Here is a 20243-nt window from a genome sequence, read left to right on the forward strand (position 1 = left end):
TTTGTGCGATCTCCCCCTCAGACTTCTTCCACGCTGCTCGGCTCACGCCGGGACAGGTCGATACCGAGCTCCTCCGCGGCGCGGAAGACGTCCTCGTCGGTGTCGCGCATCTCGATGGACATGCCGTCGCTGGAGAGCACCTCGACGTTGAGGCACAGCGACTGCATCTCCTTGATGAGCACCTTGAAGGACTCGGGGATGCCCGGCTCGGGAATGTTCTCGCCCTTGACGATGGCCTCGTAGACCTTCACCCGGCCGAGAACGTCGTCGGACTTGATGGTCAGCAGCTCCTGCAGCGCGTACGCGGCACCGTACGCCTCCAGCGCCCACACCTCCATCTCACCGAAGCGCTGGCCACCGAACTGGGCCTTACCGCCGAGCGGCTGCTGGGTGATCATGGAGTACGGACCGGTCGACCGCGCGTGGATCTTGTCGTCGACCAGGTGCAGCAGCTTGAGGATGTAGATGTAACCGACCGCGATCGGGTACGGGAACGGCTCGCCGGAACGGCCGTCGAAGAGCTGCGCCTTGCCCGTCGGCTGCACCATCCGGTCACCGTCACGGTTGGCGATGGTGTTGCCGAGCAGGCCGACGATCTCCTCCTCGTGGGCGCCGTCGAAGACCGGGGTGGCCATGTTGGTGCGCGGGGCGACCTGCTCGAAGCCCTTGTCACGCAGCCGCTCGGCCCAGGCCTCCTGGATGCCCGAGATGTCCCACCCACGGGCGGCGATCCACCCCAGGTGGGTCTCCAGCACCTGGCCGACGTTCATTCGACCGGGCACGCCGAGGGGGTTGAGGATGATGTCGACCGGGGTGCCGTCCTCCAGGAACGGCATGTCCTCGACCGGCAGGATCTTGGAGATGACACCCTTGTTGCCGTGCCGGCCGGCCAGCTTGTCACCGTCGGTGATCTTACGCTTCTGGGCCACGTAGACGCGGACCAGCTCGTTGACGCCGGGGGGAAGCTCGTCGCCCTCCTCGCGGCTGAACACGCGGACGGCGATGACCTTGCCCTGCTCGCCGTGCGGCACCTTCAGCGAGGTGTCGCGGACCTCGCGGGCCTTCTCGCCGAAGATCGCGCGCAGCAGCCGCTCCTCCGGGGTCAGCTCGGTCTCACCCTTCGGGGTGACCTTGCCGACCAGGATGTCGCCGGGCACGACCTCGGCGCCGATCCGGATGATGCCGCGCTCGTCGAGGTCGGCCAGGACCTCCTCGGAGACGTTCGGGATGTCCCGGGTGATCTCCTCCGGGCCCAGCTTGGTGTCACGGGCGTCGACCTCGTGCTCCTCGATGTGGATCGAGGACAGGACGTCGTCCTGGACCAGCCGCTGGGACAGGATGATCGCGTCTTCGTAGTTGTGACCCTCCCACGGCATGAACGCCACGAGCAGGTTCTTGCCCAGCGCCATCTCGCCCTGGTCGGTGCAGGGACCGTCGGCGATGACCTGGTTGACCTCCACCCGGTCGCCCTCGGCCACGATCGGCTTCTGGTTGAAGCTGGTGCCCTGGTTGGAGCGCTTGAACTTCGCGACGCGGTACGTCGTCCGCGTGCCGTCGTCGTTCATCACGGTGACGTAGTCGGCGGAGACCTCCTCCACCACGCCCGCCTTCTCGGCGCTGATGACGTCGCCGGCGTCGGTCGCGGCACGGTACTCCATGCCGGTGCCGACCAGCGGCGCCTCGCTCTTCAGCAGCGGCACGGACTGCCTCTGCATGTTGGAGCCCATGAGCGCGCGGTTGGCGTCGTCGTGCTCGAGGAAGGGGATCATCGCGGTGGCGACCGACACCATCTGGCGCGGCGACACGTCGATGTAGTCGACCTCCTCGGCCCGCATGAGCTCGGTCTCGCCGCCCTTGGTGCGGACCAGGACGCGGGCCTCGGCGAACGAGCCGTCAGGGTTGAGCGTCGTGTTGGCCTGCGCCTTGACGTAGCGGTCTTCCTCGTCGGCGGTGAGGTAGTCGATCTGGTCGGTCACCTTGCCGTCGACGACCTTGCGGTACGGCGTCTCGACGAAGCCGAAGGCGTTGATCCGGCCGTAGGAGGCCAGCGAGCCGATCAGGCCGATGTTCGGGCCTTCAGGGGTCTCGATCGGGCACATCCGGCCGTAGTGGGACGGGTGCACGTCGCGGACCTCGAAGCCGGCCCGCTCGCGGGACAGACCACCGGGACCCAGCGCGGACAGACGACGCTTGTGCGTCAGACCGGCCAGCGGGTTGGTCTGGTCCATGAACTGCGACAGCTGCGAGGTGCCGAAGAACTCCTTGATCGACGCCACGACCGGGCGGATGTTGATCAGGGTCTGCGGCGTGATGGCCTCGACGTCCTGCGTGGTCATGCGCTCGCGCACGACCCGCTCCATGCGGGCCAGACCCAGGCGGACCTGGTTCTGAATGAGCTCGCCGACGCTGCGCAGGCGGCGGTTGCCGAAGTGGTCGATGTCGTCGATCTCGACGATGACCTCACGGTCATTGGCGCCCGGCATCGACTCCTCGCCCGCGTGCAGGCGGACGATGTACTCGATGGTGGCGACGATGTCCTCTTCGGTGAGGGTGCCCTGGGTGATCTCCGAGTCGACACCCAGCTTCTTGTTGATCTTGTAGCGACCCACCTTGGCGAGGTCGTACCGCTTGGGGTTGAAGTAGAGGTTCTCCAGCAGGGTCTGCGCCGACTCCTTGGTCGGCGGCTCACCCGGCCGCAGCTTGCGGTAGATGTCGAGCAGGGCGTCATCCTGGCCGGCGGTGTGGTCCTTCTCCAGGGTGGCCCGCATCGACTCGTACTGGCCGAAGCGCTCGAGGATCTGCTCGCTGGTCCATCCCAGTGCCTTGAGAAGCACGGTGACGGCCTGCTTGCGCTTGCGGTCGATGCGCACACCGACGCTGTCGCGCTTGTCGATCTCGAACTCCAGCCAGGCACCCCTCGACGGGATGACCTTGCAGCCGTACAGATCCTTGTCGGACGTCTTGTCGACATTGCGTTCGAAGTAGACGCCGGGCGAACGGACCAGCTGGGAGACCACGACACGCTCGGTGCCGTTGATGATGAAGGTGCCCTTCGGCGTCATGAGCGGGAAGTCGCCCATGAACACCGTCTGGCTCTTGATCTCGCCGGTGGTGTTATTGATGAACTCCGCCGTCACGAACATCGGGGCGGAGAAGGTCATGTCCTTCTCTTTGCACTCATCTACGGAGTACTTCGGCGGCTCGAACCGGTGGTCGCGGAACGACAGGGACATGGTCCCCGAGAAGTCCTCGATCGGACTGATCTCTTCGAAGATCTCTTCGAGGCCCGACTGGGTCGGGACGTCCCTGCGCCCGGCCTGGCGAGCCGCCTCGACCCGGGCCTTCCACTTCTCGTTTCCGAGCAGCCAGTCGAAAGACTCGGTCTGCAGAGCAAGAAGGTCAGGAACTTCGAGAGGCTCCTGGATACGCGCGAAAGAGACGCGACGGGGACCAGCGGGTACGGCGGAGGCGTTGCGCGAGGCTGCCAACAGATGTCCTTCCGAGGGCTCGCGGCGGACTGACTACACGCACGCCAGACAACCTCGCAACGTGAGCAAGCATCGCGGGTCGTCAAAGGGCAGCGCAAAGGGGCAGTGTAGCCGAACGGCACACGCCTGTCCACTTCGCCCTCGCTGCATGCTCCACGTTGGTCGCAGCATCGCCCGTTCAGGCGGAAACGTCAAGCCCGCGAGCGCGACTTTTAGCCGACTCAGGGCCCGGACGCTGGGTTTTCTCCCCTGTGTGACTGATCGCCTACCGCCAGGCCCAAGACGATACCCGCGAACGGGGGCGGTTAACGCTCCGTCACACCGGGGGTCGAACCCATGCCGACAACCGGTGTTGCAGTGACTGGGGTACCCCTATCAAAGGCTTCGCTAAACCTGATTTTTGGTAACAATTGAAGGAAGCGACGCGCCCGCGATCACCTGGAGCCTCAGGCCGTACCCAGGAGGGTGGACAGGCCCGCCACCAGCCAGCGAGAGTCTTGCCGCACCATGACGAACCTGGCGCGATTCTGGGTGAACTCTTGCTGGACCCCTTCTTTACCAGGGATCTCCTTGACCGTACCAGTGTTCACGAAGAGCAGAACCTCTACCCGGTCGGGCTCCGCCCGCTCCACCCCGGCGCCCGCCACGGCCACGGTCTGGACGATCTTCTCCTCCTTCGCCTTGGGCACCAGGGACTTTGCCAGCTCCTTGTAGTGCCCGGCCAGCTCGCCGGTCGTGAACGTGCCGGCCCGGGCCAGATCCTCCTCCACCGTCCGGTAGTCGTACGAGAGCAGATCGGGCGCGACCTTCCTGGCCGCGACCACGGCCTCCGCCCCGGCCGCGTCGCTGTCGCGCAGCTCGCGCAGGTCGAACCACATGGTCGGCACCAGCACCCCGCCCACGACCACGAGGACGCCGAGCAGCGCGATCACGAAGATCCTCACTTGACCTGCACCACCTTCGAGGCCAGCCAGACCCCGCGGGCCTTGGTCAGGTCCATCTGCCAGCGGTAGAAGCGCTCCTGCGGCGGGCTGTCGGAGCCGTCCCAGCGGATCTCCACGTCGGCCACCACCAGCACCCTGGCCGTGGTGGCGGTGATCGAGACCAGGCCGGTGGCGCGCAGCACGCCGTGCTGGACGACCTTGTTCTCGACCGTGGTGGACCTGAGCTTGGCGGAGCCGGCCTCGTACTGCGCCCTGGCGGTGCCGGTCGAGGATTCGAGGATGCGCCGCATGTCGGTGTCCACGCTCTTGTAGTCGAGCGAGACGAGGTTCTTGGCGTGCTGCCCCGCGGCCTGGAGCGCGGCGCGCTTGTCGCCTGCCCTGCCCTGTTCTTCGCGCGCCTGGGCCGCGATCCACACGCCGCCGCCGACGAGCACCGCCAGCACCCCGCTGAGTGCCGCGATCAGGATGCGAGCGGGGCGAACGGCAAGTCCTGCCACGTCTGCTCACCCCTTTCCCGGCCGGCCGCTGCCGGATCATAACGCGACATCCGCTCCAGAAGCCTGTCAACCGACGGAGGTGGTTGGGCGGGTGGCGCGTCACCGCCCTCTCGTGCTCACGGAGCCCGTACGGAGCCCTTGCGGAAGGAATCGGTCAGAGCCGAAGGATCTCCACAAATGCCCTCAGATGGCCCTCAGAGGCCCGCTGAGAGCCCGGCACGGCCCTCCTGAGACTCGGGGCTCGGGCGGCGCAGCTCGCGCCCAGGGGCCGCTCCGGCGAAGCGGGCAGGCGGGCCCGTGCAGGCCGGCGGCCTCAGGCCCATGCAGGCGGGCGGGCTCAGGCGGGTGCAGGTGCGGGCTCAGGCGATCCCGTGCAGGTGCGCGTTGACCAGCCGTGGATACTCCTCCAGCCAGTTCCGCCCGCGCTCGTCCACGAACGACCCCTGCGGCGGGATCACCCCGTTGGCCGCCAGCCAGGTGCCGGGAGGCCGCTGCGTGCGGCGGAGCTTGTTGCCGGACGGCATGAGCTGCGGCGGGATCGGCGGCAGCGGCCCGGGGTCGTGCCCCATCTGCGCCTCGGCCTCCAGCTCCGACAGGTCCTTCTCCTCGGACATGCCGATGGGCCCGTGCTTCCTGGCGTTCAGGAACTGCCGCACCACCGGCTCGTCGCTCGACAGCAACATCTCCCGCGAGCCGAACATCACCAGCTCCCTGCGGAACATCAGCCCGATGTTGTCGGGCACCGTGCGGGCGGTGTTGATGTCGTGCGTCACGATCAGGAACGTGGCCTCGATGTCGGCGTTGATGTCCACGATGAGCTGGTTGAGTATCGCGGTGCGGACCGGGTCGAGCCCCGAGTCCGGCTCGTCGAACAGGATGATCTCCGGGTCCAGGACCAGCGCCCTGGCCAGCCCCGCCCGCTTGCGCATGCCGCCGGAGATCTCGCCCGGCAGCTTGGTCTCGGCGCCCAGCAGGCCGACCAGCTCCACCTTCTCCATCACGATCTGGCGAACCTGGGCCTCGCTCTTCTTGGTGTGCTCGCGCAGCGGGAAGGCGATGTTGTCGTAGAGGTTGAGCGAGCCGAACAGGGCGCCGTCCTGGAACAGCACGCCGAACAGGCGGCGCAGCTCGTACAGCTTCGCCTCGGCGCAGTTGGCCAGGTCGAACCCGTCGATCCAGATGTGCCCCGTGTCGGGCCGCAGCAGGCCGACCATGGTCTTGAGGAAGACCGACTTGCCGGTGCCCGAGGGCCCGAGCAGCACCGAGATCTCGCCGGCGGGCAGCGTGAGCGAGACGTCCTCCCAGATGACCTGCCGGCCGAAGGACTTGGTCAACCCGTCGATCACGACTTCCACGCCCACGGTCACCTTCCCGAGTGCAGGCCGACGATGCCCTCACGGTAACGGCGTTCCGGGAAACGGGAACCGGATCCCGCAGCTTGTTACCGGGCAGTTATGAGACTTAGAGTCCAGTAAGCGCGAGCAGGCTCGGCCGCAGCAGCCGGGCGAGCTCCTCCTGCGGCACGCCGCGCAGCTCGTCGATCTCCAGGAGCTGGTGGCCCACGGTGATGCCGAGCATGACCAGCGTCATCAGCGCCGCCCGCAGCCGGGCGTCCTCGCCGGGCAACGCCTCGGCCAGGCGTTCGATCTGCTCGCCGAGCGCCTCCCGCGCCGACGCGGCCGCCTCGGGGTGGGTGAGCATGGAACGCATCATGGCCAGCGAGCTCTGCGGCAGCTCGCCCAGCTTCATGGTGAGCGCGCCGAGCACGTGCTCGACCGCCCCTTCCGGGCCCAGCTCGCCGCCGCCGGGCGGTGTCATCCGTACGGCCTGCTGGAACAGCCGCTGCTTGTTGCCGAAGTACTGCATCACCAGGGCCGGATCGACCCCGGCCGCCTTGGCTACGGCCCTGATCGTGGTGCGCTCGTAGCCGAGCTCGGCGAAGAGCGACCTGGCCGCGTCGAGGATCTTCCCCTCGGTCCTGCGCCGCCTCTCGGCCCTCGGAAGCACCCTCTCGCCCATCCCCTGACTCTACATGCGTTGACCGAGCACCCTCTTTCACTCTACGCTCGTTGAGTCAACAGTCGTTGAGCGAAATGAGGAGATCGATGTCGATCGACGAGATCGTGACCGGCTTCCACGCCGCCATGCGGCACAAGTCGGCCGACGAGCTGGCCGGCCTCTACGCCGAGGACGGGCTGCACGAGTTCCCGTTCGGCGAGATGGCCCCACTGGAGGGCAGGGAGGCGGTACGGGAGAGCTACCGCGCGATGTGGGGCGCCACGCCGTTCGAGGCCGACGAGGTACGCAGGGTCTCGCTGCACCGTACGGAGGACCCGGAGGTCGTGGTCGTGGAGCAGACCGTGCACGGCACGGCCGGCGGCCGGGAGCTGACCGTCCCCGGCCTGCTCGTGCTCCGGATCAGGGACGGCCGCATCGTGCACGCCAGGGACTACATGGACTTCAGCGCCATCGCCCGGATCCGGGCGGCCGGCTGATCAGTCCTTGGCGCTGGCGATCACGACGACGGTGCCCGCGAGCACGTCGTGCAGGCACCGCTTGTCGCGGTCGTAGAACGACCACAACCAGGCCGCCAGCCCGATCACCCAGTCGACCACCGGGATCAGCGGGAAGAGCAGCCAGACGGAGCGTAGGGCCGAGCCCCACCACGACGGCCGCCGATCCGTTCCCCGCGCGACCACCTTGATCCCGAGCAGCCACTTCCCCGGAGTCCGTCCGGACCAGGTGTGGAACAGCACGAAGTAGGCGAGTCCGGGGAGCAGGTTGACGGGTTCGTCCCAGTTGACGGAGAACAACTGCTGGAGGCCGGACACGAGGATCGCGCACACCACGATGTCGACGAGCCAGGCGCCGAACCGGCTGAGCCGCGGCGCGATGATCCGGGAATCCACCTGGGGGGCAGTGGCCGTCACGCCCCCATTCTGCGATATTTCAGGACGAAGTGAGATCTAACACCGTCGTGCCGCCGACCGTGGTGGCGGTGAACGTCTCCTGCACCCAGGCCGCGATCCGCGCCGCGTCGTCGCTGCCACCCGTGCTGCGACCGGCGCCGCCCATGCCGGTGCCGATGAAGTACCGGATCTGCTTCTCGGCGACGTACTGCTTGAACCGCTCCAGCGTCGGCGCCGGGTCCGTGCCGTTGAACCCGCCCACCGCCATCACCGGCAGCTCCGTGGCGAGCTGGTAACCGGCCGCGTTGTTGGACCCCACCGTCGCCGCCGCCCACGTGTAACCGGAGGCGCCGGACTCCAGCAGCGCGGTCAGCTCGGCGCTCGGGGCCGCGGCGTTCAGCAGCCCGCCCATGCCGCCACCCCCCATCCGTCCCGTCCCGCCACGGCCACGCCCCTGAACGCCCCCGGACGGCCTCCCCCGCGCGGAACCAGCCGGCCTCTGGAACTCGCCACCGAACCGACGCCCATCAGCGCCTGCGGCACGAGGATCGCCCGCGAGCTCAGCCCGAACAGGCGCACGCTGAGCACCATCGGCCACAGCGAGGCCGGGGTCTTGTCCACGGTGATCGCGCCGGCGGCGTCGGAAGCCCCGAAGAAGAACGCCTTCCAGCTCTGGCTGCCGGCCTGCACCGCCGCCGAGTAGAAGGAGTTAGCCCACCCCGAGGCCCCCAGACCCCAGAGGTAGAGCACCCCGGTGCCGGCCAGCAGCGCGGCCAGTGCCCAGCGAGACTTCGTTTCGGTAACCACACCGGGCACGCTAGGCAGGCCGGTTCGCCGGGCGATGAGACGTACATGAGAATCTGCTGAGCCATTCAGGGCCCGGACATGCGAAAAGAGGCGGGCACACCCGGCACCAGGGTGTATCCGCCTCTTTCCGAAGAGCTCTTGCGTGAAGCGAAGGGGAAGTTACTTCACGGTGACGGTGGCGCCGGCGCCCTCGAGGGCAGCCTTGGCCTTCTCCGCCTGCTCCTTGTTGACCTTGCCGTCGAAGACCGGCTTCGGAGCGCCGTCGACCAGGTCCTTGGCCTCCTTGAGGCCCAGGGACGTCAGGGCGCGGATCTCCTTGATGACCTGGATCTTCTTGTCGCCGGCAGCCTCGAGGATGACGTCGAACTCGTCCTGCTCCTCGACGGCGGCGGCCTCGCCACCACCAGCGGCGGCGGGGGCGGCGGCAACCGCGACGGGGGCGGCGGCCTTGACGTCGAAGGTCTCCTCGAAGACCTTCACGAACTCGGACAGCTCGAGGAGGGTCATCTCCTTGAACGCGTCGAGCAGCTCGTCGGTGCTGAGCTTCGCCATGATTGATTCCTTACGTTAGGTCTTGCTGAAAACTTGGAACGGGACCGCGGTACGTGCGGCAACCCCCGGGTGTTACTCGCCAGCCTCGTCGCGCTTGGCACGCAGGGCCTCAGCAAGCTGAGCCATCTGCGTCGGCAGAGCGGCGAACATCGCGGCCGCGGCGCTCTGCTTGGCCTTGAGGGCACCGGCAAGCTTCGCGAGGAGAACCTCGCGGGACTCGAGGTCGGCGAGCTTGGTGATCTCGGTGGCGTCGAGCGTCTTGCCGTCGAGGACGCCGCCCTTGATCACCAGAAGGGGATTGGCCTTGGCGAAGTCACGCAGACCCTTGGCCGCCTCGACAACGTCGCCGTTGACGAAGGCGATCGCGGTCGGACCGGTGAGCAGGCCGTCGAGGCCCGTCAGACCGGCCTCGGTGGCCGCGATCTTGGTCAGGGTGTTCTTCGCCACGGCGAACTTCGCATTCCCACCGAGAGAGGTGCGCAGCTCCTTGAGCTGCGCGACGGTGAGACCGCGGTACTCGGTCAGAACGGCGGCCTGGCTGCCTTCGAACTCACTCTTGAGCTCGGCAACCGCTGTCGCCTTATCCGCCCTCGCCATGGGCCTCCTTCCAGAATGTGCCGCCGGAGAAGGCCCAGAAATGAGAACAGCCCCGGCGCAGGGGCGCACGGGGCTCACGCACACGGAATCAACCATGTGGGAAACTCGCATCACACCTGCGCAGGTCGCCCACATGACGTGGATCCTTCGGTCGCCAGGCTCAGAGCACCCGACGACGACCGGCGGTCTTCGGCAACGACCAGAGTACGTGCTGGCCGCCGAGTTTCCAAATCGTTCTCAGTTGGTCGTGCCCTTGGGCAGCTCGCCGACCTGGTCGGCGGGCGGGGTCTGGATGTTGACGGCCTCGTTGTAACCCTTGAAGAACAGGGTCGCGTCGAGCGTGGCGCCCTCCTTGGAACCGTTCAGCGCGAGCTTGCGCGGCAGCCCGTCGGCCGCCACCCACATGTCGAACTTCACGTCCTTCAGCTCGGCCAGCCCCTCACGGGCCTGCGCCTGCTTGTCGGCGGGCAGCTGCTGCACGGCCACGTCCACCGGGAAGGTGCCGCTGTAGTGCGTGGCGTCCTCGCCGTTGACGCTCTCGGTCCCGACCGACTTCACGTCCTGCGACGCCGTGACCAGCTTCGTCATGTTGGCGAGGTCGAACTGCTGGATCTGGCCGAGGTACTGGTTCACCTCACCCGCGTGACCCGTCTCGCTCAGCGAGACCTTGATCCACGGCTTGGTGTTGCCCAGGAAGTCGTTGAGCGCCTCGACCTTCACGTAGACGGTGTCGCCCTGGAGCACCGCCCGCACCCCGCCGGGAACGCTGCGGCCCCCCATGTCGACGGTGTCCAGGGTGAGGTCGGCGGCGAGCTGCGGCTTGCTCTGGTAGAGCATGCGGCCCTGCACCTTGCCGGCACCCTCCTGGGGGTGCGAGACATTCACCACGGCGTCGACCGTGTAGCTGGTGACCTCGGCGGTCTTCTGCGCGGCCTGCGCGAGCACCTCGGAGGCTGCCAGGTTGACCTGGATGGGCTGGGCGTTCGATCCACAACCGGCGACCGCCGCCACCACCAGCGCGGCTCCTGCCGCGGTCATACTTATCGTGCGCTTCAGCATGCTTTGACCCTACGTTTAAGTTGATGGGTCATGGCGCCTTCCCCGCACAATTAGGGGAAAACCCAGGGTTAACCCTCACCCCCTCTGCACATCCCCCACACATCCACCGTACGCGGCCGCCCCGCCCACGGACCCCACCCCTACCCCCGACCAGCCACCCCACCGACAACATCGCACCGACCACGTTGCGCCGGACTCCACCGCACAACGCCCCGCCGACCCGGCGCCGGTCGCGAAGGCGGGGGCGTCGCTCTCGCGTCACGGCGTCTCGCGCCACCTCGCCGCGCGCCACCTCGCCGCGCGCCACTCACCCTGCCACAACCACGCGCCACCCGGCTGGCATCTCCCGCCGCACCTGCGTCACCGCATGGCCTCTGCCATGCACCCGCACCCGCACCCGCACCCGCACCAACAAGAAAACGCCCCCACCCGAACGAATCGGGCAGGGGCGCTAATGAGCCGCTGAGCCGGAGGCTCAGGCCTCCAGTTCGGCCGTGAGGCCGCGCGTGAGGTTGGGGTCGACCGGAACGCCCGGCCCCATCGTCGTCGAGAAGGTGACCTTCTTCAGGTAACGGCCCTTGGCCGCCGACGGCTTGAGACGCAGCACCTCGTCCAGCGCGGCAGCGTAGTTCTCGATGAGCTGGCGCTCGCCGAACGACGTCTTGCCGATGATGAAGTGCAGGTTGGCCTGCCGGTCGGTACGGAACTCGATCTTGCCGCCCTTGATCTCCGTCACGGCCTTGGCGACGTCGGGCGTCACGGTGCCGGTCTTCGGGTTGGGCATGAGACCGCGCGGACCGAGCACGCGGCCCAGGCGGCCGACCTTGCCCATCAGGTCGGGCGTGGCCACGACGGCGTCGAACTCGTTGAGCCGGTTGCCCTTGGCGATCTCGTCGATCAGCTCGTCGGCGCCGACGATGTCGGCGCCCGCCTCGCGGGCCGCCTCGGCACGGTCACCGGTCGCGAAGACCAGGACCCGGGCGGTCTTGCCGGTGCCGTGCGGGAGGTTGACCGTGCCGCGCACGATCTGGTCGGCCTTGCGAGGGTCGACGCCGAGCCGGAGGGCGACCTCCACGGTCGCGTCGAACTTGGTGGTCGACGTCTCCTTGGCCAGCTTCGCGGCCTCTACGGGCGAGTAGAGCTTGTCGCGGTCGACCTTGGCGGCCGCGTCTTTGTGCGCCTTGCTGCGCTGCATTCTTGACTCCTAGTGGTGTCCGGGCCGCGGTTGCCGGCGGCCCTCCCACGAACTGCTGGGAAAGGTCTTACTCGGCGACGGTGATGCCCATCGACCGGGCGGTGCCGGCGATGATCTTCTCGGCCGCCTCGATGTCGTTGGCGTTGAGGTCGGGCATCTTCGTCTCGGCGATGCTGCGCAGCTGCTCGCGGCTGAGCTTGCCCACCTTGTCGCGGTGCGGGACCGCGCTGCCCTTGTCGAGACCCAGGGCCTTCTTGATCAGCTCAGGCGCCGGCGGCGTCTTCGTGACGAAGGTGAAGCTGCGGTCTTCGAAAATGGTGATCTCAACGGGGATGATGTTGCCCCGCTGGGCCTCCGTCGCAGCGTTGTACTGCTTGACGAAGTCCATGATGTTGACGCCGTGGGGACCGAGGGCGGTACCCACGGGCGGCGCCGGCGTGGCCTGGCCGGCCGGGAGCTGCACCTTGACGAGTGCGGCGATTTTCTTCTTCGGAGGCATTTGTCCTTCTCCGGGTCCTGATTGCGTTGCGTCCGGCCCGAAGGATTGCGGGCCCGGACATGTCGGAGGCCGCCCTCGCGATTAGGCGGCCGACCGAACGTCTAAGTGTATGTGATCGTCCTAGATCTTCGAGACCTGGTTGAACGAGAGCTCCACCGGGGTCTCCCGACCGAAGATCGACACGAGCACCTTGAGCTTCTGCGACTCGGGGCTGATCTCGCTCACCGAGGCGGGCAGCGTCGCGAACGGGCCGTCCATGACCGTGACGGACTCGCCGATCTCGAACTCGACCGTGGGGCCGCTGGCGGCCTTCGTCGTGGTCTTCTTGGTCTCCTCGGACGGCTCGGGCGCCAGCAGCTTGGCGACCTCGTCGAGGCTGAGCGGGCTCGGCTTGTTGGACAGGCCCACGAAGCCGGTCACGCCGGGCGTGTTGCGCACGGCGGCCCAGGACTCGTCGGTCAGCTCCATGCGCACCAGCACGTAGCCGGGCAGCACCCGCTCCTTGACCGGAACCTTCTTGCCGCTCTTGAACTCCTGGACGGTGTGCGTCGGCACCTCGACCTGGTAGATGTAGTCCTCCATGTTGAGCGACACGTTGCGGCTCTCGATGTTGGACTTCACGCGGTTCTCGTAACCGGCGTAGGAGTGGATCACGTACCACTCGCCGGGAAGACCGCGCAGCGAGCTCTTGAACTCCTCGACGGGGTCGACGTCAGGAAGCACCGATTCGTCCTCGACGGCGGCCGCCTCTTCGTCGGCGGCCTCGTCGCTCTCCTCGACCTCGGCGGCCTCCTCGAGAGCCGCCTCGGCGGACTCCTCAGTGGCCTCTTCCAGCTCGTCGCCCCACTCGTCGCGGGACTCGTCCGCCGGAAATGAAGACTCGGACACGGTGACTCTTCCTCTTTCGTGGTTTCGAATGGCGACTCCGTCAGGCGACCCACCCGGCGGCGTCTCGGTCAGGATCCGCCGAAGACGCGGAGGACCGCCCACCCGAGGGCAGCGTCGAGCCCGTACACGATCCCAACCATGATCAGAACGAATATCAGAACGACCGTGGTGTAGGTGATGAGATCCTTGCGTGTCGGCCAGATGACCTTACGCAGCTCGTTGACGACCTGCCGGTAGAAGAGGGCAGGAGAAGTGCGTGTCTTCTTCTCGCCACTAGGCTTGTCTGCGGTCTCGCCGCGCGTGTCGATCGCCACAGTCCTCACCTGATCCGTCGTATCCAACGCAGTCTTGCGGCGCGCTTACACGCCTATTGTTGCGCGGACCGCACTCGCAGGGCACGAGGGACTCGAACCCCCAACCGCCGGTTTTGGAGACCGGTGCGCTACCAATTGCGCCAGTGCCCTATGTCGTTGACCAGACTACCCTGATCGACTCACTGCCTGGACCGAACCGCTCGCCGACATGCGGCGGAAGGACCAGGCGAAAGCATACGGGTGATTGCCCGCCACGTCGAACCAAAACCTGATCGCCCAGGTCACGAGCCCATGGGAGCATGGAGGCATGTCCACCCGATCCCGCATCTCCGCGAGAATTTCCGCGATTTCCGAGTCCGCCACCCTCGCCGTGGACGCCAAGGCCAAGGCGATGAAGGCGGCAGGGCGCCCCGTCATCGGCTTCGGCGCGGGCGAGCCAGACTTCCCGACACCCGGGTACATCGTCGAGGCGGCGATCGAGGCGGCCCGCGACCCGCGCTTCCACAAGTACACCCCCGCCGGCGGCCTGCCCGAGCTGAAGAAGGCCATCGCCGCCAAGACCCTGCGCGACTCCGGCTACGCCGTCGAGGCCTCGCAGGTGCTGGTCACCAACGGCGGCAAGCAGGCGGTGTACGAGGCGTTCGCGACGCTGCTCGACCCGGGTGACGAGGTGCTGGTCGTCGCCCCGTACTGGACGACCTACCCCGAGGCGATCAAGCTGGCGGGCGGCGTTCAGGTGGACGTCGTGACCGACGAGTCCACCGGCTACCTCGCCGGCGTGGACCAGCTCGAGGCCGCGCGCACCGAGCGTACGAAGGTGCTGCTGTTCGTCTCGCCGTCCAACCCGACGGGCGCCGTCTACTCGCGCGAGGAGACGGTGGCGATCGGCCGCTGGGCGGCCGAGCACGGCCTGTGGGTCGTCACCGACGAGATCTACGAGCACCTCGTGTACGGCGGCGCCGAGTTCACCAGCATCGCCACGGCCGTCCCCGAGCTGGGCGACCGGGTGGTGATCCTCAACGGCGTGGCCAAGACGTACGCGATGACGGGCTGGCGCGTGGGCTGGCTGATCGGCCCGTCCGACGTGGTCAAGGCCGCGACGAACCTGCAGTCGCACGCCACCTCCAACGTCTCCAACGTCGCCCAGATGGCGGCGCTGGCCGCGGTGTCGGGCGACCTGTCGGCGGTGGCGGAGATGCGGGCGGCGTTCGACCGGCGCCGGCAGGCGATGGTCCGGATGCTCAACGACATCCCCGGCGTCTTCTGCCCTGAGCCGAAGGGGGCGTTCTACGCGTACCCGTCGGTCAAGGAGCTGATCGGCAAGGAGCTGCGGGGCAGGCGGCCGCAGACGTCCAGCGAGCTGGCGGAGCTGATCCTGGAGGAGGCCGAGGTCGCCGTGGTGCCGGGTGAGGCCTTCGGGACCCCGGGTTACTTCAGGCTGTCCTACGCGCTGGGTGACGACGACCTGGCCGAGGGCGTCAGCCGGATGGGCAAGCTGCTCGCCGAAGCACACTAGAAGCTAGGCGGTGAAGGCGATGTCGGCGGCGATCGACCTGATGTCGTCGGCGAGGCCGGGCGTCGCACCGATGTAGACGGCGGTGCCCGGCCGTTCCAGCCACATGAAGCTGCGCACGCCCGTCCGCGTTGTCCAGCGCAGCGCGGGTTTGCCCTGGTAAGCGGTCAGCGTCGACCTGGCGACCAGCGTGGCGAACTGCTCGGCCGTCCGCGCCCCGCACACCACGCCGACGTACATGCGCTCGTCGTTGTCGCTCCAGATGCGGCCCTCGACCTTGTGCGGGCGGGTGAGCGAGTCGAGGCGGGCGAACGTACCGGCGGGGGTGAGGCCCGCGGGCGAGGCCGGCACGCGCACGCCGGTGTCGTCGCAGGACAGCACGATCGTGTCGGCGTCGGCGGTGATGGCCGGCTTGGGCTGCGGCGTGGCGCTCCAGGGTTCCCGCACCTCGTCGCCGCCCCCGCCCCCGCCGGTGCCCGCCCCGCACGCCGCGAGCGTGAGCAGGAGGAGAACCGCCGCCAACCGCCGCATCGACCCCCCATGAGAGTGAGTGGAACCAGGGAAAAGGCTCCTAGTCTCCTACAGGAGCCTTGACCGAGGCGGCAATAGCGACGAGTTCGCTGCTCAGGGAGTCGCTGACGCGGATCCACGCGCCCGTTCCAGGGCGTTCGAGCCAGGCGATCAGCCGCCCGCCGCCGGGGTGCCTGCCGGCCACGGCGGGCCTGCCTCGCACGGTGGTCGCGCGGGCGTCCAGCACGGTGATCCGCTTGCGGTAGGCGCCCCAGTCGGTGGCTACCGTACCGTGCTCGACCTGGACCTCGACGAACCTGCTCGCCGAGCCGAACCTGGCGCGCGCGGCCGACGCGGTGACCTCGCCGCCGCTGCGCGCGAGCCCGTCCGGCAGGTACGTGAGCCAGAACCCGCCGGAGACCACCCAGAGCGCGCCCGATCCGGAGGCGCGGACAGGGCTCGGCTGCCCGGCCCCGGCGGCGGCCGGCCGGTCGGGTTCCGCGAGAGGCGCGGGCTCGGCCTGGCTGGGCGCCGGTTCGGGAGTCGGTACGGCGGCGCGTGGCAGGCGTCCGAATCCGGAGGAGAACAGGCCGTAGATGACGAGGGCCGTCACTCCGAGCGCCAGCGCCGCGAGGGCCGCACGCCATCCCTGCCCGATCTCGTGCCCCTCGGGGATCATGCTTTCATGATCCCCCGCCGGGCCCCGTCCGTACCGTGGGTTTCAGCCGATCTCGCGGATGCCTCTGGCGATCTTCTTCAGCTCCTCGGCGGCGTCGATCTCCTCGGCGTACTCGGGGCTGACGCACAGCTCGACGGCCAGGCCGGGGCGCAGCTCCCAGGCGATCGTGGGGGTGCCGCCCCCGGTGCCGTACGGGACGACCTCGCCGTTCTGGGACATCGTGGCCAGGCGCGCCTGCCTGCCGTTCACGTCCACGACCTCGGTGCCCGGCCCGGACGGCGGGCCGATTCGTTCCAGGGCGGATTCGCCGTGGGCCACGACGAGTTGCACGAAGCGGCGGCCGGTCGTGTCGCCGAGCTTGTCGAAGCCGGCGATGTAGCTCGCCGGTGGGTCCACCAGGCCGTCGCCGGGCTCGGGGATCCAGGCGAGACCCTCGGGCAGGTACTCCAGGCGGAGGCCGGCGTACTCGCGGGCACCGCTCGGAGGTTCGGTCATGACGGCTCGATTGGCGGCCTCGCCCGCGCCGGCGGTGCCGGCGAGGTTCATCGCCACCGGTACGGCCGCCGCGACCGCCGCCGTGAGAAGCGCCGCGCCCGCCGTACGGAAGCGGATCACGCGGGCGTGGTGCCGGCGGCGTACGGCGCGGCCCAGGCCGGGTGCGGCCCGCACATCGGAGACGTGCGCCGCCATGGCGGCGGCGAGGTCGTCCTCGATCGTCATCTCGTCACTTCCTCTGAGACATCCAGGTTTTCGCGGATCCTGGCCAGCCCTCGCGCCGCCTGGCTCTTGACGCTGCCGACCGAGCAGCCGAGCAGGGCCGCCGTGGCCTGCTCCGACTGGTCCTCCCAGTAGCGCAGCACGAGCACGGCCCTCATCCTGGGCGGCAGCCTGCGCAGCTCGGCGATGAGCGTGTCGCGCAGGTCCAGGTCCGGGCTGTCCGCGGCGGTCTCCGGCAGCCTGGCGAATGTGATCTCCCTGATCACCCCGCGCCGCCGCGACCTGCTGATGGCCGCGTTCACGATGACCTTGCGCGCGTACGCCTCGGGGTTGTCGCGCCTGATGCGGGGCCAGTTCCGGTAGACCTTCTCCAGCGCGTGCTGGACCAGGTCCTCGGCGTCGTGCCTGGTCGCCCCGCAGACCAGCATCGCGGTACGCAGGAGCGAGGTGCTGCGCGCGGCGAGGAACTCGTCGAAGGCCGCTTCGTCGTCGTCTGTCATCAGCGAGGGTCCCCCTTCGCCCTCCCCAACGCGCGAACCCGCCCAGAGGTTGAGTGGCAAGATATGCAGATGCTCCGGCCCCTGCACGCGCTTCCCAAGGCCCATCTTCACCTGCACTTCACCGGCTCGATGCGGCACTCGACGCTGATCGAGCTGGCCAGGGAGCAGGGGCTCACCCTTCCGGACGCGCTGGAGCAGGACTGGCCGCCCAAGCTGCGGGCGACGGACGAGCGGGGCTGGTTCAGGTTCCAGCGGCTGTACGACATCGCCAGGTCCGTGCTGACCCGTCCGGACCACGTCTACCGGCTCATGCGGGAGACCGCCGAGGACGAGGTGGCGGCCGGATCCCGGTGGCTGGAGATCCAGGTGGACCCCTCGGGCTACGCGCAGCGCTTCGGCGGCCTGACGGCCACGCTGGAGCTGATGCTGGACGCGGTGGAGCAGGCCGCGCGGCACGCGGGCGTCGGGATCGCGGTGATCGTCGCGGCCAACCGCACCCGCCACCCCCTCGACGCGAACACCCTGGCCCGCCTGGCCACCCAGTACGCCGGCAAGGGAGTGGTCGGCTTCGGCCTGTCCAACGACGAGCGGCGCGGCGCGGCCAGGGACTTCGAGCGGGCGTTCAGGATCGCCAAGCGGGGCGGGCTGCTGGCGGTGCCGCACGGGGGCGAGCTGCTGGGGCCGCGCAGCGTGGCGCAGTGCGTGGACGACCTGGGCGCCGACCGGGTCGGGCACGGGGTGCGGGCGGCCGAGGACGACTGGCTGATGCAGCGGCTGGCCGACCGGCAGATCTGCTGCGAGGTCTGCCCCACCTCGAACGTGGGCCTGGGGGTGGCCGAGTCGGCCGCGGACGTGCCCGTGCGGCGGCTGTTCGACGCGGGGGTGCCGATCGCGCTCGGGTCCGACGATCCGCTGCTGTTCGGTACGCGGCTGTTGCGGCAGTACGAGCTGGCCAGGGACGTGTACGGGTTCAGCGACGCGGAGGTGGCGGAGCTGGCGCGGCAGTCCGTACGGTCGTCCACCGCGCCCGAGTCGGTGCGCAAGGAGCTGCTTAAGGGCGTGGACGACTGGCTCACGCGCTCACTTGATTGACGACGCCACGCGGACGGCCTCCGCCATGCTCTTCGCTCCCTCCAGGCGGAAGTTGAGCGCGTCCTGCTGCCAGATGAGCGTGGCGGCGGCCTGGCGGAGCGGGACCGGCGGGCCGTCCTGGCGGGGGATGTAGCCGAGGGGGTGCTCGCCGGGGATCCACCAGGCTTCGCGGCCGTTCACCCGGGTGTACTCGGGGGTGGGCGGGCCCAGCTTCTTGAAGAAGAACGGGGACACGGTGCCGTCGAACTGGTCGAGCCTGATGCCGCCCGGCCAGAACATCGACACCAGCCTGCCGCCGTCGGCCACCGTGACGCGGTCAGGGGGGCCGAGTGCCGCCGGGGTCCGCACCTGGAACCTGGCCTGTGCGGGGACGTCCGGCAGGGGGACCTCGTGTTCGCCCGGGGGTGTGGCCGTGGTGGTGACGGGTGGGGGTGTCGTCCCGCCGAGCTCGATCTCGATGCCGGCGAAGCGCAGGATCTGCGTCACGGCGGCGCGGCCCTGCGGGGTGGCGGCCGTGACGGTGACCACGGCGACGACCACGGCCGCCACGATCGCCCACCTCGTCCGCCTGCGATGCCGCGACGGCGCCCGGGAGTCCCTGCGGGCGGGCGGCCGCACGGGAGCGGTGACCGGCCCGTGCGCCGGATCCGGCCCGGAGGTGCCGTACGGCTCGTCAGGGGCCTGAGCGGGTTGTCCGAGGCGGGCTCGGACGGCGGCGGCCAGGTCGGCCGGGGGCGGCGGGCCGGGGACGTCGAGGAGGCCGCCGAGAGCCGTCAGCTCGGCTTCGAGCTCGCCGAAGGGCTCACCCGAAGACTCGTCGAAGGGCTCGTTCGAGGGCTCGTCGAAGGGCTCGTTCGAGGGCTCGTCGAAGGGCTCATGCGAGTTCATCCCCCACCTCCTCCCTCAGCCGGGCCAGCCCCCGATGAGTGCTGGACTTGACGGTGCCGACGGGCCAGTCGAGCACCTGAGCGGTCTCCGCCTCGCTCAGTTGTAAGAAGTACCGGCACACGACGGCCTGACGTTCCCGCTCCGGCAGCCCCCGTACGGCGGCCAGCAGGCGGGAGCGGCGGTCGGTGGCGACGGCGGCGCCCTCCGGGTCGTCGGGCACCCGCGTGTCGGCGGTGCCCACGAGCCGCAGTTCTAGCGAGGAGCGCCGCCCGCGCGCCCGGGTCAGGTTGTGGGTCTCGTTGGCGACGATCCGCAGCAGCCACGGCCGGAAGGGCGCGTCCTTGCGGAAGCCGGACAGGTGCCGGAACGCCTTGACGAGAGCCTCCTGCACCACGTCCTCCGCCTCGTCACCGGCGCCGAGCAGGTAGGCGGTGCGATGGGCGAGCGCGCTGTAGCGGGCGACCAGCACCTCGTAGGCCGCCAGGTCACCTTCGAGCGAGCGGGCGATCGCCTCGTCATCGTCCATGGCGAGTCAGATTCCACCGCAAACAGGTCACGTGCGGAAGAGCGATCGGCGGATCGTGTCATCCTGGTG

General features: G+C 68.9%; 24 protein-coding genes and 1 tRNA gene. 3 read left to right on the forward strand and 22 right to left on the reverse strand.

What is annotated here, in order from left to right; translation table 11 throughout:
* Window positions 1-17 precede the first annotated feature (17 nt).
* The 5 genes from rpoB to HD593_RS52410 form a co-directional block, all read right to left on the reverse strand.
* Window positions 18-3488 (reverse strand): DNA-directed RNA polymerase subunit beta, encoded by a 3471-nt coding sequence (rpoB, locus tag HD593_RS52390; protein WP_185110311.1) that lies wholly within the window; start codon window positions 3486-3488, stop codon window positions 18-20.
* A gap of 446 nt (window positions 3489-3934) precedes the next feature.
* Window positions 3935-4432, reverse strand: coding sequence for a hypothetical protein (locus tag HD593_RS52395; protein ID WP_312904358.1), 498 nt, complete (start codon window positions 4430-4432; stop codon window positions 3935-3937).
* Entirely contained in the window at window positions 4429-4929 is a 501-nt protein-coding gene (locus HD593_RS52400) for a hypothetical protein (protein WP_185110312.1), read from the reverse strand. The genes HD593_RS52395 and HD593_RS52400 overlap by 4 nt, the downstream gene beginning before the upstream one ends.
* Window positions 4930-5288: 359 nt before the next feature.
* Window positions 5289-6290, reverse strand: a complete 1002-nt coding sequence (locus tag HD593_RS52405) for an ABC transporter ATP-binding protein (RefSeq protein ID WP_185110313.1) — start codon at window positions 6288-6290, stop codon at window positions 5289-5291.
* A 100-nt stretch (window positions 6291-6390) separates the two neighbouring features.
* Complete coding sequence (locus tag HD593_RS52410) at window positions 6391-6948, reverse strand: TetR/AcrR family transcriptional regulator (RefSeq protein ID WP_185110314.1); 558 nt, start codon at window positions 6946-6948, stop codon at window positions 6391-6393.
* A gap of 86 nt (window positions 6949-7034) precedes the next feature.
* Between HD593_RS52410 and HD593_RS52415 the strand changes: the two genes are divergently transcribed.
* On the forward strand, window positions 7035-7424 hold the full coding sequence (locus tag HD593_RS52415; protein WP_221525390.1) for a nuclear transport factor 2 family protein: 390 nt from the start codon (window positions 7035-7037) through the stop codon (window positions 7422-7424).
* Here HD593_RS52415 and HD593_RS52420 read toward each other — a convergent pair whose 3' ends face one another.
* The 11 genes from HD593_RS52420 to HD593_RS52470 form a co-directional block, all read right to left on the reverse strand.
* Complete coding sequence (locus HD593_RS52420; protein WP_185110316.1) at window positions 7425-7859, reverse strand: RDD family protein; 435 nt, start codon at window positions 7857-7859, stop codon at window positions 7425-7427.
* A gap of 19 nt (window positions 7860-7878) precedes the next feature.
* Complete coding sequence (locus HD593_RS52425; RefSeq protein WP_185110317.1) at window positions 7879-8250, reverse strand: mannosyltransferase YkcB-related protein; 372 nt, start codon at window positions 8248-8250, stop codon at window positions 7879-7881.
* On the reverse strand, window positions 8235-8645 hold the full coding sequence (locus HD593_RS52430) for a hypothetical protein (RefSeq protein ID WP_185110318.1): 411 nt from the start codon (window positions 8643-8645) through the stop codon (window positions 8235-8237). The genes HD593_RS52425 and HD593_RS52430 overlap by 16 nt, the downstream gene beginning before the upstream one ends.
* Before the next feature lie 159 nt (window positions 8646-8804).
* A complete protein-coding gene (gene rplL, locus HD593_RS52435; RefSeq protein WP_185110319.1) occupies window positions 8805-9197 on the reverse strand; it encodes a 50S ribosomal protein L7/L12 in 393 nt (130 codons plus the stop codon).
* Window positions 9198-9269: 72 nt separating this feature from the next.
* Entirely contained in the window at window positions 9270-9794 is a 525-nt protein-coding gene (rplJ, locus tag HD593_RS52440; protein ID WP_185110320.1) for a 50S ribosomal protein L10, read from the reverse strand.
* 237 nt (window positions 9795-10031) lie between these two features.
* Window positions 10032-10832 (reverse strand): SCO4651 family lipoprotein, encoded by an 801-nt coding sequence (locus HD593_RS52445; protein ID WP_246547208.1) that lies wholly within the window; start codon window positions 10830-10832, stop codon window positions 10032-10034.
* A 496-nt stretch (window positions 10833-11328) separates the two neighbouring features.
* Window positions 11329-12048 carry a 50S ribosomal protein L1 gene (gene rplA, locus HD593_RS52450; protein ID WP_185110321.1) on the reverse strand — a complete coding sequence of 240 codons (720 nt, stop codon included), beginning with the start codon at window positions 12046-12048 and terminating at the stop codon, window positions 11329-11331.
* 67 nt (window positions 12049-12115) lie between these two features.
* Window positions 12116-12547 carry a 50S ribosomal protein L11 gene (gene rplK, locus HD593_RS52455; RefSeq protein WP_148442008.1) on the reverse strand — a complete coding sequence of 144 codons (432 nt, stop codon included), beginning with the start codon at window positions 12545-12547 and terminating at the stop codon, window positions 12116-12118.
* Window positions 12548-12667: 120 nt separating this feature from the next.
* Window positions 12668-13435 (reverse strand): transcription termination/antitermination protein NusG, encoded by a 768-nt coding sequence (gene nusG / locus HD593_RS52460; protein ID WP_185110322.1) that lies wholly within the window; start codon window positions 13433-13435, stop codon window positions 12668-12670.
* Window positions 13436-13503: 68 nt separating this feature from the next.
* The gene (gene secE / locus HD593_RS52465) at window positions 13504-13749 is read right to left on the reverse strand and encodes a preprotein translocase subunit SecE (protein ID WP_185110323.1); all 246 of its coding nucleotides are present in this window, start codon (window positions 13747-13749) and stop codon (window positions 13504-13506) included.
* A gap of 77 nt (window positions 13750-13826) precedes the next feature.
* Window positions 13827-13899: transfer RNA gene (locus tag HD593_RS52470), tRNA-Trp, on the reverse strand.
* Between the two features lie 157 nt (window positions 13900-14056).
* Between HD593_RS52470 and HD593_RS52475 the strand changes: the two genes are divergently transcribed.
* The gene (locus HD593_RS52475; RefSeq protein WP_185110324.1) at window positions 14057-15265 is read left to right on the forward strand and encodes a pyridoxal phosphate-dependent aminotransferase; all 1209 of its coding nucleotides are present in this window, start codon (window positions 14057-14059) and stop codon (window positions 15263-15265) included.
* A gap of 3 nt (window positions 15266-15268) precedes the next feature.
* Here HD593_RS52475 and HD593_RS52480 read toward each other — a convergent pair whose 3' ends face one another.
* From HD593_RS52480 to HD593_RS52495, 4 genes are read right to left on the reverse strand one after another with little or no spacing between them, the layout of a single operon-like run.
* A complete protein-coding gene (locus tag HD593_RS52480) occupies window positions 15269-15793 on the reverse strand; it encodes a hypothetical protein (protein WP_185110325.1) in 525 nt (174 codons plus the stop codon).
* 40 nt (window positions 15794-15833) lie between these two features.
* Entirely contained in the window at window positions 15834-16451 is a 618-nt protein-coding gene (locus HD593_RS52485; protein WP_185110326.1) for a hypothetical protein, read from the reverse strand.
* Between the two features lie 42 nt (window positions 16452-16493).
* The gene (locus HD593_RS52490; protein WP_185110327.1) at window positions 16494-17171 is read right to left on the reverse strand and encodes a hypothetical protein; all 678 of its coding nucleotides are present in this window, start codon (window positions 17169-17171) and stop codon (window positions 16494-16496) included.
* Window positions 17168-17668 (reverse strand): SigE family RNA polymerase sigma factor, encoded by a 501-nt coding sequence (locus HD593_RS52495; RefSeq protein ID WP_185110328.1) that lies wholly within the window; start codon window positions 17666-17668, stop codon window positions 17168-17170. The genes HD593_RS52490 and HD593_RS52495 overlap by 4 nt, the downstream gene beginning before the upstream one ends.
* Window positions 17669-17737: 69 nt before the next feature.
* On the opposite strand from HD593_RS52495, the gene HD593_RS52500 reads away from it, so the two are divergent.
* Window positions 17738-18760, forward strand: coding sequence for an adenosine deaminase (locus HD593_RS52500; protein ID WP_185110329.1), 1023 nt, complete (start codon window positions 17738-17740; stop codon window positions 18758-18760).
* On the opposite strand, the gene HD593_RS52505 is transcribed toward HD593_RS52500, so the two are convergent.
* Window positions 18749-19648, reverse strand: coding sequence for a hypothetical protein (locus HD593_RS52505; RefSeq protein WP_185110330.1), 900 nt, complete (start codon window positions 19646-19648; stop codon window positions 18749-18751). The two genes, HD593_RS52500 and HD593_RS52505, sit on opposite strands and share 12 nt — an antisense overlap.
* Window positions 19635-20174: an RNA polymerase sigma factor gene (locus tag HD593_RS52510; protein ID WP_185110331.1), complete on the reverse strand. Its 540-nt coding sequence runs from the start codon at window positions 20172-20174 to the stop codon at window positions 19635-19637. The genes HD593_RS52505 and HD593_RS52510 overlap by 14 nt, the downstream gene beginning before the upstream one ends.
* Window positions 20175-20243 lie beyond the last annotated feature (69 nt).

Source organism: Nonomuraea rubra, assembly GCF_014207985.1.
Taxonomy (GTDB): Bacteria; Actinomycetota; Actinomycetes; order Streptosporangiales; family Streptosporangiaceae; genus Nonomuraea; species Nonomuraea rubra.